The organism is Flagellimonas alvinocaridis, assembly GCF_965248585.1.
In the GTDB taxonomy this organism is placed as follows: domain Bacteria; phylum Bacteroidota; class Bacteroidia; order Flavobacteriales; family Flavobacteriaceae; genus Flagellimonas; species Flagellimonas alvinocaridis.
Map to the genome: position 1 here is coordinate 2,077,493 of NZ_OZ252111.1, position 13,773 is coordinate 2,091,265.

At 41.7% G+C, this 13,773-nt stretch carries 8 protein-coding genes; 2 read left to right on the forward strand and 6 right to left on the reverse strand.

The annotated features are described in order from the left end of the window. Nucleotides 1-7: 7 nt before the first annotated feature. The 6 genes from ACP14V_RS09485 to ACP14V_RS09510 all read right to left on the reverse strand — a co-directional run bounded on the left by ACP14V_RS09485 (nucleotide 8) and on the right by ACP14V_RS09510 (nucleotide 10,576). Nucleotides 8-1,024 (reverse strand): NAD-dependent epimerase, encoded by a 1,017-nt coding sequence (locus ACP14V_RS09485; protein WP_272610308.1) that lies wholly within the window; start codon nucleotides 1,022-1,024, stop codon nucleotides 8-10. Nucleotides 1,025-1,027: 3 nt separating this feature from the next. Beyond that, nucleotides 1,028-1,621 (reverse strand): sugar transferase, encoded by a 594-nt coding sequence (locus tag ACP14V_RS09490; RefSeq protein WP_272610309.1) that lies wholly within the window; start codon nucleotides 1,619-1,621, stop codon nucleotides 1,028-1,030. Then, a complete protein-coding gene (locus tag ACP14V_RS09495; RefSeq protein ID WP_272610310.1) occupies nucleotides 1,618-2,826 on the reverse strand; it encodes a DegT/DnrJ/EryC1/StrS family aminotransferase in 1,209 nt (402 codons plus the stop codon). Before ACP14V_RS09495 ends, ACP14V_RS09490 begins: the two co-directional genes overlap by 4 nt. Then, on the reverse strand, nucleotides 2,816-3,913 hold the full coding sequence (locus tag ACP14V_RS09500) for a glycosyltransferase family 4 protein (RefSeq protein ID WP_272610311.1): 1,098 nt from the start codon (nucleotides 3,911-3,913) through the stop codon (nucleotides 2,816-2,818). The genes ACP14V_RS09495 and ACP14V_RS09500 overlap by 11 nt, the downstream gene beginning before the upstream one ends. A 115-nt stretch (nucleotides 3,914-4,028) precedes the next feature. Further along, nucleotides 4,029-4,463, reverse strand: coding sequence for a PKD domain-containing protein (locus ACP14V_RS09505; RefSeq protein ID WP_424987232.1), 435 nt, complete (start codon nucleotides 4,461-4,463; stop codon nucleotides 4,029-4,031). Beyond that, a complete protein-coding gene (locus tag ACP14V_RS09510) occupies nucleotides 4,364-10,576 on the reverse strand; it encodes a LamG-like jellyroll fold domain-containing protein (RefSeq protein ID WP_424987234.1) in 6,213 nt (2,070 codons plus the stop codon). The genes ACP14V_RS09505 and ACP14V_RS09510 overlap by 100 nt, the downstream gene beginning before the upstream one ends. A 453-nt stretch (nucleotides 10,577-11,029) precedes the next feature. On the opposite strand from ACP14V_RS09510, the gene ACP14V_RS09515 reads away from it, so the two are divergent. Both ACP14V_RS09515 and ACP14V_RS09520 read left to right on the forward strand, forming a co-directional pair. Next, nucleotides 11,030-12,973, forward strand: coding sequence for a polysaccharide biosynthesis protein (locus ACP14V_RS09515; protein ID WP_272610313.1), 1,944 nt, complete (start codon nucleotides 11,030-11,032; stop codon nucleotides 12,971-12,973). Between the two features lie 23 nt (nucleotides 12,974-12,996). After that, a complete protein-coding gene (locus ACP14V_RS09520) occupies nucleotides 12,997-13,773 on the forward strand; it encodes a polysaccharide biosynthesis/export family protein (RefSeq protein ID WP_272610314.1) in 777 nt (258 codons plus the stop codon).

Consider the following 13,773-nt stretch of genomic DNA (forward strand, 5'->3'; position numbering starts at 1 on the left):
CTTGATGTTAGATTTTGTAATAGGCCTTGAACCATTCCACAAATCGTTTAATCCCAACAGAAATACTTGTGTTTGGTTCATAATTGTATTCGCTTACCAAATCATCTACATTGGCCCAGGTTTTTTTAACATCCCCTGGTTGCATGGGCAAATACTCTTTTTTGGCCTCTATGTTCAACTCCTTTTCCAAAGTTTCAATAAAATCGGTAAGCTTAACTGAATCATTGTTACCGATATTGAAAATCTTATATTTTGGCTCATCATCCGCAACAGGTTTTTCTATGATCCTTACAACCCCATTCACGATATCATCTATGTAGGTGAAATCCCTTTCCAAATCCCCATTATTGAATATTTTTATGGGATCGCCTTTTAGCATGGCATTGGTGAACAGAAACATGGCCATATCTGGTCTTCCCCATGGGCCATACACTGTAAAAAACCGTAGTCCAGTAGTCTTAAAACCGTAGAGATGGCTATAGGTGTGTGCCATAAGCTCATTACTTTTCTTGGAAGCGGCGTAAAGGCTAATTGGGTGGTCCACATTATCAGTAGTCTCAAAAGGAACCTTTTTGTTCAACCCATATACACTGGAACTACTGGCATATACCAAATGCTTTATTTCATGGCGCTTGCAGTTGTCCAAAATATTGAAGAACCCCACAATGTTGCTTTCAATATATGCAGAAGGGTTTTCCAAACTATATCTTACTCCTGCCTGGGCCGCTAAATTGCAAACTATTTCAAATTTATGCTCATTGAATAGTTTATCCATCGAAGCACTATCCTCCAATCCCAAACGAATGAAACTAAAATCTGGGTATGTACCGCTCTCTACAATAGTATTGAAATTTTTGGCCTTGTCTTCTTCAATACCCAACTGTTCCAGCCTTGAAAACTTAAGACTACGCGGATAGTAATCGTTGATATTGTCTAGCCCAACGACCTTATGTCCTTTGTCCAACAAAGATTTACATACATGGAATCCAATAAAGCCGGCGGCTCCTGTGACTAAAATGTTCATGAACTATTGTTTTTTTATGATAACGGTTATGGTTTTGAGTATAATGGACAAGTCTTTGAACATGCCTTTCTCGGCAATATATTTTTTATTGAGGCCTAGTTTGATAGGCATTATTTCCTCAATGTATTTTTTTTCGGGGTCTTCGGATTCTTTTAAAATATCATTTTCATTCCTGAAGGCAATAGAAGCATAGTCGGTTATTCCCGGTCTAACGGAAAGAACTTCCATATCTGATTCGGAATAGTGCTCAACATATTTTCTCACCTCCGGTCTTGGTCCTACCAAACTCATTTCACCCGTAAAAACATTAAAGAGTTGAGGAAGTTCGTCCAATTTAAACTTTCTCAGATAATACCCCACTTTGGTAACCCTAGGGTCTCTACCTCCTACTGTGAGCAGTCCTTTCTTGTCCGAACCAGTATACATGGTCCTAAACTTAAAAATCCTGAAATCCTTGTTTCCTTTACCAACCCTCACTTGCCTATAAAAAACAGGTCCTTTGGATGAAATCTTGACCAATATGGAAATAAGGACAAGTATTGGCGACAATACAAGTATCCCAAAAGAAGACAGTATTATGTCGAACAATCTTTTCATTTCAGGACATTTTCCACAGTCTCGGAAACCACCTTTACTATATAGGCAATATGTTCTTGGGACAATTGTGGGTATATGGGCAATGATATTTCATTTGTGTACATCTGCATGGCCATCGGATACGCTTCTTCTTGATATCCCATTTGTTTAAAAAGCGATAATCTGGGCAATGGCTGAAAATGTACGTTTACGGCCACCCCTCTTTCTCCAACTCCTTGAATGATCAAATCTCTTTGTTCTTCGGTTGCTCCTTTGATTCTAAGCGGATACAAATGGCAAGACGATTGTTGGTCGTCCGTACGAAAATGTGGTTCAATGGCCCAATCCTTTTCCTCAAAAAAGGAATTGTACTGCTCAAAAATCTCTTTTCGTTTTGGCAATATGTCATCCAAATACACCTCCATTTGACCTACACCAATTGCAGCCAAAACATCAGGAAGATTAATCTTAAGCCCTGGGTAAATAATATCGTATTTCCAGCTCCCTGCCTTGGATTTGGCCAAAGCATCCTTGGTCTGTCCATTTAAGGAATAACATCTCAGGGTACGATATAACTCATCATTATTGAATGGCTCTGGAAGATTTAAGCATATTGCCCCACCTTCTGCTGTGGTGACATTCTTTACTGCATGTAATGAAAAAATAGTGATATCCGTTAAAACACCCGTGCTTTTACCCTTATACATCGCACCTATGGAATGTGCAGCATCGGCCACCACCAAAATACGACCCAGTTTTTCCTGAACTTCACCTTGTGGAACAAACAATTCCCTTTTTTTGGTCACCAAGTCATTGATTCCATCATAATCACAAGGCCAGCCCGCAAAATCAACAGGGATTATGGCCTTAGTTCTAGGCGTAATTGCTTTTTCAATGTTCTCAATGGCAATATTAAAATCTTCACCAACATCTACCATAATTGGTCTTGCCCCTGCATGAATCACGGACATGGCCGTGGCCGCATACGTATATGCCGGTATGATTACTTCATCACCTTCACCTACTCCTAACCATTTTAAGACCAAAATGGCACCAGAAGTCCATGAGTTTACACAGACTACTTCGGGAGCATCTGTTGCTTCCTTGATTTGTTCTTCAAGTTTGCGTACTTGCGGACCTGTGGTTATCCACCCTGAATCCAAGGATTTAAGGACTTCCTCTTTTACTTTGTCGTTAATAAACGGAGGCGAAAAATCAATTTTCATATGCTTTTTGATATAGGTCTGAATAGGCTTTACTTACAACTTCCATGCTGTAATTCTGAACATTGAGCAGCGCATTCTTAGAAAGTTCGTCCGCTAACGTTTCATTTTCATATAAGGCAATTATGGCTTCCGCCAACGCCTCAGAATCCTTTGGCTTTACAATTAACCCTTCTTTCATGTGCCTTGCGATATCGGTAACTCCGGGTACATCTGTGGTCACCAAGGGTAATCCATATGCAGATGCTTCCAACAACACCCTTGCAAAACCTTCGCGATAGAAGGTAGGCAGCACAAAGACATCAGATCCCAATAGCAGATCTGGAACATCACTTCGTTTTCCCAGCCATTCTAAATATGGCGCATATTGGTTTAGGATTTTCTCGTTCAGCTTTTCTGAATTCTCTTCCAATGGGCCAACCAACAAAAACTTAAACCCAAATCCTTTGTCAGCACACATTTTAGCGGCTTCCAAATACTGGATGATTCCTTTGGCATAGACCAACCTTGAAACGCAAATTGCGGTAAAGGGGCTTCTGCTCCTGGCAGCCTTCTCTTTAATGCTTTTTAAATCTATGCCACTACCATAGATCATGGAATGGTTCTTTTCTGTTACCAACGCTTTTTCAAGAAAAAAGTTGCGATCATCCAAATTCTGGAAGGTAGTACAGAACACCCTTTTTCTGGCCAATGTATGCAAGAAAACATATACGGATTGGGCAATACGTGTTGATAGACCTTTGGAAACAAATAATTTTCCCAAACCAGTTATGGTACGTACCACCTTGTGGGGTTGTCCAAACGAAGCCAAGGGTACCAAGAAAGCAGGTTTGGTATCAAAGGTTTGTACAATATCAAACTTATGCTCCTTGAAAATTTTTCTGTATTGGAAAATGGATGCTATATCCGAGAACAGGTTCAATTTCCTGTTCAGGTTATATTTTATGAACTGGATATGTTCTGGGTAGTCATAATCCTTGGTGCCCAAAATGGTAATCTCAAAACCATGTTGAAGCAAATAATTTGAAAGCTCGATTCTTTTATGGGCGTCTTCCCCCCCAACCAAACATAATTTAATTTTTTTCTCCATTTGGATTTTTATTCTCTAAACTATTCCTTGATTGTTTTATCTGAAGAGCTTCAAAGGTATTGCAGGGCTGTCCAGAACATGGACAGCCTGCTTACTCTTTTAATTATTCCTGTTATTAGTTTCGAACAATGAGTCTTAAAGGTACTGTGTCCCCACTGTTTAGAACCAACTGCACTGTATACACGCCATTTGAAACCGCAAATATGGGCAGCTCGTATCCTCCGTCAACTTCTACTTCGGAAGGAACATAGGATGTAATATATCTTCCACTAGAGTCATGCAAATGAATTTGCGTGACTGTTATTTCATCAGCTGCAGTATCCACATATATCCTTGCGGTTCCTGTTGCAGGGTTAGGAGCCAAAATGGAAACCATTTCCGCGGATGGTTCTACCACTATGGTTATTGTGGCTGTATCCGTCAAACCTTCGGCATCTTCAACAGTCAATGTTACTTCATAGGTTCCTGAAACCTCAAATATATGAGTAGGATTTGCTTCATCTGATTGGCTACCGTCGTCAAAATTCCAAGTGTAGGATACCACCTCCACATCGTCTTGGGAGTTCGACCCAACAAAATAACTTCCAACGGTACCGTGCCATCTGCGGGGTTGGCGTCAATGACTGCAACCGGCGGCTGATTTTGGTTCCCCGCTGTAACTGTAACTTCCAACTGGACTTCACAGCCCTGATCTGTAGTGAAGGTATACACGCCAGCATCGGCTTGCGCTATATCCGTTAGTACCAAATCATCCGTACTCAGGGCTTTGTTGTTTCCATTGGGGCCTGCTACGGAGAAGGTAAGTCCATCAGGGAAAACACCCAAGGACAATTGGTCACCTTCCTCTACGGCAACAGTGGCCTGTCCTACAACAGCCGTATCACCGTTCAGGCTATACTCAGTCTGTAATCCTAGTGCAGTACAAGGATTGCTTACAGTAACTTCCAACTGGACTTCACAGCCCTGATCTGTAGTGAAGGTATACACGCCAGCATCGGCTTGCGCTATATCCGTAAGTACCAAATCATCAGTACTTAGGGCTTTGTTGTTTCCATTGGGGCCTGCTACGGAGAAGGTAAGTCCATCAGGGAAAACACCCAAGGACAATTGATCACCTTCCTCTACGGCAACTGTGGCCTGTCCTACAACAGCCGTATCACCGTTCAGGCTATACTCAGTCTGTAAGCCTAGTGCAATACATGGATCGCCTACAGTGACTTCCAACTGGACTTCACAGCCCTGATCTGTAGTGAAGGTATACACGCCAACATCGGCTTGCGCTATATCCGTAAGTACCAAATCATCCGTACTTAGGGCTTTGTTGTTTCCATTGGGGCCAGATATGGAGAAGGTAAGTCCATCAGGGAAAACACCCAAGGACAATTGATCTCCTTCCTCTACGGCAACTGTGGCCTGTCCTACAACAGCCGTATCACCGTTCAGGCTAAACTCAGTCTGTAATCCAAGTGAGGTACAGAATTCAACTACATTCAAGTCCAATTGAACTTCGCAGCCCTCTGCGGTAGTAAAGGTATATGTTCCACTATCAGCAAGAGTAACGCTGCCTAGTACAAGGTCGGTAAGATCCAAAGGTTTTGTATTTCCGTTGGGGCCAGCCACAGAGAATGTACGTCCATCAGGAATAATTCCAAGTGAAATGTTATCTCCTTCGACTACAGAAACTGAACTAGATCCAGTAACTGCCGCCTCGCCATTAAGGACGTATTCAGTTTCCAAACCAATGGTAGAACAGAAAGTGTTGACCGTTAAATCCAACATTACTACACATCCGCTACCTGTTGTAAAGGTATAAGTGCCACTATCCGCTGTGGTTAAACTTGTAATAGTCAAGTCATTGACTCCCATAGGTTTGTTGTTCCCATTAGGTCCATCGATTGAAAAAGCTGCGCCAAACGGTTCTATGCTCAACACAAGATTATCTCCTTCAATGGCCTCCAAGGTACTTGCACCTTCTACAAATGATCCACCATTTAAACTGTATTCCGTAACCACACCATAGGTGGCACAATCAACCGGATTTACAGTTAAATCCAGCGTAACCTCACACCCACTACCGCTTACAAATCTGTACAGACCACTGTCTGCAGGAACTAACGTAGTAATGATAAGATCATCAAAATCGAAGGGCTTATCATTGCCATTAGGGCCGATAATGGAATAAGGCAATCCTTGAGGTTGAATACTCAATTGCAACTTGTTTCCTTCATCCACCGTAAGCTCGGTAGCTCCTTCAAAAAATGAGTTGTCATTTATACTGTATTCTGTAACCATACCCAAAGTACCACAGTCCACTGGGTTCACAGTAAGGTTGATTGTAACCTCACAATCCCCGCCCGCAGTAAAGGTATATGTTCCAGAGTCTGCGGGAACCAAGTTGGAAATGGTTAAATCATTAAAATCGAAAGCTTTATTGTTGCCGTTTGGTCCAGTGATGGAAAACGGTAGATTAGGAGGCAGGATACTTAGAAAGAGAATATTGCCCTCATCAACGGTAACATCTGTTGCTCCCTCGATATAATTTTCCCCATCCAGGCTATACTCTGTAACCAATCCAAGTGTGCCACAATCAACATCATTGACAGTCACATCCAATGTCACAAAACAACCACTTCCTGTAGTAAATGTATATGTACCACTATCTGCGGGAGTTACATTGGGAATAATAAGGTCATCAGCGTTTAAGGGTTTATCATTCCCATTAGGCCCAGTGATGCTATATGGAATTCCTTGTGGTTCCGCTCCTAAATAAAGTACGCTGCCCTCGTCAATGGTAATATCCGTTGCGCCTTGCACATAGTTATTTCCGTCCAAACTATATTCGGTGGTCAAGCCCAATGCTACACAATCCACTTCATTAACGGTCAAATCCAAAGTGACGAAACAACCGTTACCTGTAGTAAATGTATATGTTCCACTATCTGCCGTAGTTAGGCTAGGAATGGTAAGATCGTTTAAATCATAAGGTTTGTCATTGCCATTAGGCCCTGTAATGGTAAAGGGAAATCCGCTGGGTTCTATACCCAAGATAAGAGAAAATCCTTCATCCACTTCCAGTTCACTAGCCCCTTCTACATAGGTATCCCCATCCAAACTATATTCAGTGACCAATCCAAAGGTTCCGCAGTCTACTGCATTTACCGTAAGATCTAAAGTTACAAAGCAGCCATTACCTGTTGTAAAGGTATAGGTGCCACTATCTGCCACTGTAAGGTTTGGAATGGTGAGGTCTGCTTCATTAAAAGGTTTGTCATTTCCGTTGGGTCCTGTAATTGTGAATGGGTACCCTCCTGGCTCAATACCCAATATCAATGGTAATCCTTCATCCAAAGTAAGCTCACTTGCTCCTTCAACATAATTGTCTCCGTCCAAACTATATTCGGTGACCAATCCTAAAGTAGCACAATCCACTGCATTTACGGTAAGGTCCAAGGTTACGAAGCAACCATTACCAGTAGTGAACGTATAGGTTCCACTATCCGCAGGAGTAAGATTAGCAATGGTCATGTCATTTTGGTCAAAGGTCTTGTTATTTCCATTAGGGCCCATAATTGTAAATGGATATCCTGTTGGTTCAATTCCTAATATAAGGGTAAGACCTTCATCAACTTCTAGGGCACTAGCTCCTTCAACATAGTTATTACCATCCAAACTATACTCAGTTACGAGACCAAATGTTCCGCAGTCTGGTGAAGTTACTTCTATCTCCAGTGTGGTAGTACACCCTTCAGGTGATGTGAAGATGTAGGTACCTGCCTGTATGGGGTCAATTGGTCCTAAATCATAATCGTCTCCCACCTCTGTACCATTAGGCAGTGTTATGGTGATTTCACCTACCTCATTTGGAGCTGCACTCAATACCACGGTGGTACCTTGCTCAACGGAGATGGTTTCATCTGCGACTCCTTCGTTCCAAACACCATTTAATTGGTATTCAGGATATATGGGTGTGTCTCCCGGATCACAAGACCCGGCAACATTTAAATTGATTACGGTTAAACAGCCGTCCGCAGTTGTAAGTACATATTTTCCTTCATTTCCAACACTTACCAAACCGTCATTTTTTTGTACATCGCCCTGTTGAGCAATGTTGGTATCTATTTGATAAGCTACATCTGCGTTAAATCCGGGTAAGTCGGCTACAGAGCTAAAGGTAGGGCCATCCACTTCCATGGTGGTAACAAAATATTCCCCTACATAGTCTTTTGCCCTAATGAATACCTCACTGCCTTCTGTGGCATTGATGTTATTCCCTTCTGTCCAAACGCCTGCTGCACCCACTTTGTACTCGGCCACAATGGGATTTCCGCTACAGTCTGGAATATTAGGGTTGCCTGTCTGTACACCTAACTGATAGTATACATCTATTTCACTAGGTGAAAGTGCGATGTTAAATACTTTTAATTCATCTATTCTACCATCCAACTCGTCGGTTACACCACTATCATTGTAGCCTGGATCAGGATCAGGATTTGTTTCATAAAATCCAGATGATGTAAATGACGAGAAATTAGGGTCCGTGGAATTTAAGTTGATATCCAAAGTCATTGGAACACTGCAAATCTCGATTCCATTGGCATAAAGTTTGGCTGTATGCCCATCATAGGTTGCGGCAATGTGTACCCATTGGCCCGGAGGTGTATATCCTGAGTAGCATGAAGCTTCCCCTCCTTCTCCATTGGTAAATTCCCATTTATACAAACTGTTGTGGAATCCAAAGAACATAGCTGGATAATCATGACTGAACACCCCGGCATTGTTTACCACTTCATCTCTATTTACCCAAGCCATCATGGTAATCTGTTGTCTTACTGTGGACATAGATGAAGAATATGGCACCTCAAAAATAGTGTTGCTTTGGAATTGGGCCCCATCGGTTTGCAAAGCACCTCCAAATACACCAGTACCCCAATTGTCAGTACTAGGTACTTTGGTGGCAGCATCATTATCTACATCATAAATGGTTCCGTTGTTTCCGTATTGTGAATCATCAGCTGCTGTAGAGCCTGAACCTTCATCAAACTTAACATCCAAAACCAAACTTGGGTTGTTGCTAAGAGGAATATCCGATCCTATCTGAACGGCCTCAGCTACAGAAGGAACTCCATTGGAATCGATGGCAAACAACATGTAGTAGCCTGGAGGCAACAATTCCCTTCCAGGAATATCAACCGAATAATCTCCGGGAGTTCCTGGAAAAAATGTAACCGGTATTCTTCTTTGTTCATTATTGGTACTATGTGTGGCAGCCGAAAATCTAATCAAGCTGAATTCTTGAATATCAGTACTTCCTGTTACATTTATAGAAGTATTGTAATCCGCAGTGGCTGGTGCACTTATGGTTGGCCGTGCGGCCAAAGACCCATCCGGATTGAACAAATAGGGCGGGCTGTAGATCTCAGCGTCGAAGTGATTGTAACATTCATCCAGGTTAGATGAATCACACAAACCACCACCACCTACAAAAACTCGGCCATCTATCATCAAGATGCCAACACTGTGATAAGTTCTAGCCATTTGCATCCCGGCAACGGATCGCCAGCTATTTGTGGTCGGATTATAGATTTCAGCCGTAAGTCTGGCCCCATCATCCGTAAATACTTCTGCGTGGTCCAAACCTCCAGTAACCAAGACCTCTCCATTAGGCAAAACCGTACTGTTGTGCATGGTTCTGGAAAATTCCAAATTGTTGACTGTCTGGGTTACGGTTGGTGTACCCCCATAAGCCACCCCGTTCAAGTCAATCACAAAGCTGTTGTCCTTGGCAGGAGGCGCTCCCACCAAATCACTATCCCCATACGATTCGGCACCGCCCACTTTTAATATTTTTCCGATATCGAACATTACGGTGGTGCCTTTCATGGAATAAGTATCATCTGCCCTAAGGCCTGCGTCGACGATAGAACCTGTACCAGAAACATCGATCCAGTGCATCATTTCACTAGGTCCTGCATGGAAAAGGTATCCGTTGGGTGCTGGCCAAAGCCACACATGGTTGTCCACTCTATACAAGCCTTGTAGTTCCAAGGCCAAATCGTTGGCGGTATAAATATCCTCCCCTGTAATTCCTGGCAAGGACACCCAGCCCGTTGCTTCTGTCCAAAGTTCTGCATCTTTACCGCCATTGGTTGCAGGTGTATCCGCATCGCTCCAAGACCCACCAACTGTAAAAACGGAGCCATCTGTCAAGGTTACATTACCCTGATATCCTCTGGGGATGTTCATTTCATCAGCCACTGCCCAATCTCCTGTGACCGGGTCATATATACTGGTACGTTGACTGGTAGTACCTCCTGCGGAAAGAATTCTTCCATCAGAAAGGTTATTGATTCCTGGACAGAACATATCATGATCTGTATTGGTGGTAAATTCACCAAGCGCCTGTCCATCAGGTCCCATAAATGGGTCGAAAATTTCAGTAAAAGTTGCTCCATCACCAGAACCCGTCCATGTGTCCCTAAACTGTGACGACCACGTTATCAAACGTCCGTCGGGAAGGTTGGCCACCGCAACTGGTACAATGCCAAATCCGATGGGGTCGCTCCATTGACCTACTTGATCAGGAGACTGAGCCTTGAGGTTGGTTGCAAAAAAGGTGAAAAAGCAAATTAAGATAAGTGAGATTGAAGGGGTAATTTTTTTCATTTCCATTTTTTTGAACAACCAAAGTTAACTTTAACAAAAAACTCTTCTCTATTAATATGTCAAAAGCGTTCAATTCTTCGATTAAAAACCACCCCAAAAGAAAAACCGCATTTCATCGTCAAAAATCTCAGGATGAAACTCATTGGGCATTCAGTTTAGGTACCAAGTGGTATCCTTTTCAACCTTTCCTTACTACTTTACAACCTCTAGTACATTTATTGAAAGAAGAATCTTATATCTCTTGGAGTTTTGTTGGATTCCCATGAAAACAAAAGCTTAAAGCTCCATTCATTTGCAAACAGATTTATCATTATTCTTAACCAAGGCTTTAGGATTTTTTTTGCACTTAAACGATAATATCTCGGCTTTAACGAAATTACATTTCAAACTTAATCAGGAGAATTGATCATTTGTATCTTCACCATGGCTTAACCCAAAAACCCAATCAAACAAATGATTTCAAAACTACTTGCAGAAACCACTAAAAAGCATATTTCCAAGTGGCTGGTATTAGTTATTGATTCCATAATAATCTCATTCTCCTTTGTCTTATCCTACATCATCAGGTTTAATCTTACCTTGGATTTTGATGTACAGCAACTTTTCTATCAGCTTCCTTTGGTTGTGTTGATTTCATGTGCTGCAATTTTGATTATTGGGTCTCACAAGGGAGTTATAAGGCATACTGGTGTAAAGGATGTGTATAATTTGTTCAACGCAACTTGCTTGGCGAGTATTTTCACCATCTTTTTTGTGGTATTGATCAAACAGTACGAGTTTGTGGAAGGGTTTACCATTCCGCTCTCCATTATCATTATACACAGTCTCATCTCTTTCATGGGATTAACGGCATCGAGGTTTCTTTTCAAGTATTTGCACCACCAATATCAAAGCAGGAACAACCTCAAAATCACAAAGAACGTTCTTATCTATGGTGCCAGCGAATCTGGGATCATCGCCCACAATGTTATCACCAACAGTCCTTTGAACACTGCCCGTGTCATAGGATACATTGACCATGATGGCAGAAAAGTTGGGAAACAAATCAATGGTGTCAAAATTTTCGGTAAAGAAGAACTGACGGAAAGCTTTATCCATAAAAACAAAATTTCCGAAGTCATCTTTTCCATACAAAAGATTGGACCAAATGAGCTACGGAAAGAAGTACAGGAATTGGTAAATCTACCCATTCAAGTAAAAATTGTTCCACCCGTGGAGGATTGGATCAATGGTGAGTTAAAGCCTTCCCAAATCAAAAAGGTTCAGATTGAGGATTTGTTGGACAGGCCACCCATTGACACCAAGAACAACAAAATTGGCGAAGCGCTTAAAAACCAGACCATCTTGGTGACCGGGGGCGCGGGATCCATTGGAAGCGAGCTTGTTAGGCAAATTTGCCTCTACGATTATACGTCATTGATCATTATTGACCAAGCGGAATCGGCCTTATACGATCTTCAACAAGAGTTGAAACAAAATGGTCACTACAACTATATTGCCTTAGTGGCCGATATCAGGGATAAAAATAGGATGAGCATGCTGTTTCAAGAGTATAAGCCAACCATGGTTTTCCATGCTGCCGCTTACAAGCATGTTCCGCTAATGGAATACAATTCTTACGAGGCCATTAAAATAAACATTGCAGGAACCAAGGTAATTGCAGACTTGGCCATTCAGAACAATGTGAGCAAGTTTGTTTTTGTGTCTACGGACAAAGCGGTAAACCCAACCAACGTCATGGGTGCCACCAAGAGAATTGCTGAAATGTACATCAGCTGTCTTCAACAAGAGAACAAAACCAAGTTCATCATAACAAGATTTGGCAATGTTCTGGGATCAAATGGGTCTGTAATTCCATTGTTTAAAAAGCAGATTGAAAAAGGTGGTCCGCTTACCGTTACCCATAAAGATATAACCCGTTATTTCATGACCATACCCGAAGCCTCGCAACTGGTTTTGGAAGCAGGGTCCATGGGCAATGGAGGTGAAATCTTTATTTTTGATATGGGAGAATGTGTAAAAATATTCGATTTGGCCAAGAATATGATAAAGCTCTCCGGATTATCCTATCCGCATGATATCGACATAGAAATCACAGGTCTGCGCCCTGGTGAAAAACTTTATGAAGAGTTGTTGGCCAATGGCGAAAACACAATGCCGACCTACCACAAGAAAATATTGATCAGCAAAACCAAATGTATCGATTATAATGCTGCAAGAACCAAAATAGAGGAGCTTTGCCTTACCAATATGTTCTTTTCGGGGAATACCGTTAGATTAATGAAGGAGATCGTACCCGAATATGTCTCTAAAAATTCTAAATTTACCCAGCTAGATCAAGAAAAGAAATTGGACACCCCCCACTTGTCCGATGTCAAAGAAAAAAACCTTACGTGAACTTTTACTAAAAACCTTACTTCATGCACAAAATTAAATCTTCAATCAAATGCTTAGGCATCACATTAGTCATTGGTGCCCTTTTTGCTTCATGCGCTTCTAAAAAAGATGTAGTCTATTTTCAAGATGCAAAGGATTTTGAAACTTTGGTGAGCAAGAATACTTTTTCATCCAAGTTCAAGGTAGACGATGTTTTAAGTATCCACGTCTCAACATTGGATCCGGAAGCAAGTGTGCCCTTTAACCTTTTTAAAGGTGCTGAGGAAGGTGGTTTTACCCCACAACAAGTAGATTATATCGTTGATAAGGAAGGAAATATTGACTTTCCCGTTATAGGAAGTGTAAAAATTCAAGGGCTTTCGCCGGAAGAGGTAAAGGTCTTATTGAAAGATAGGCTCAGCGATTATTTGAAAGATCCCATCATAAACGTCCGGTTAAAGAATTTTACCGTTACTGTATTGGGCGAAGTCAACAGACCTGGCACTTATCCCGTAGTAGGCGAGCAAATCACTATTTTCGAGGCCTTGGGATTGGCCAATGACCTTACCATTAAAGGTATGCGGAACAATGTTCTTGTTATCAGGGATTTTAACGGTACAAAAGTCTACAACAGAATAGATTTAACCAAGAAAGATGCCTTGAACTCCCCTGTGTACTATCTTACACAAAACGACATTGTCTATATTGAACCCAATCAATCCGCGGTTACATCGTCTACATTGGACAATAGGGCCGGTATTGCAGTATCCATTGCATCCTTGTTGATTACATCTACGGTTCTTATTCTTACAAGAAATTAA

Excerpts from the sequence above, each read along its gene's own strand:
- ACP14V_RS09485 (WP_272610308.1), bottom strand. The coding sequence starts at position 1,024 with ATGAACATTTTAGTCACAGGAGCCGCCGGCTTTATTGGATTCCATGTA.
- ACP14V_RS09490 (WP_272610309.1), bottom strand. The coding sequence starts at position 1,621 with ATGAAAAGATTGTTCGACATAATACTGTCTTCTTTTGGGATACTTGTA.
- ACP14V_RS09495 (WP_272610310.1), bottom strand. The coding sequence starts at position 2,826 with ATGAAAATTGATTTTTCGCCTCCGTTTATTAACGACAAAGTAAAAGAG.
- ACP14V_RS09500 (WP_272610311.1), bottom strand. The coding sequence starts at position 3,913 with ATGGAGAAAAAAATTAAATTATGTTTGGTTGGGGGGGAAGACGCCCAT.
- ACP14V_RS09510 (WP_424987234.1), bottom strand. The coding sequence starts at position 10,576 with ATGAAAAAAATTACCCCTTCAATCTCACTTATCTTAATTTGCTTTTTC.
- ACP14V_RS09515 (WP_272610313.1), top strand. The coding sequence starts at position 11,030 with ATGATTTCAAAACTACTTGCAGAAACCACTAAAAAGCATATTTCCAAG.
- ACP14V_RS09520 (WP_272610314.1), top strand. The coding sequence starts at position 12,997 with ATGCACAAAATTAAATCTTCAATCAAATGCTTAGGCATCACATTAGTC.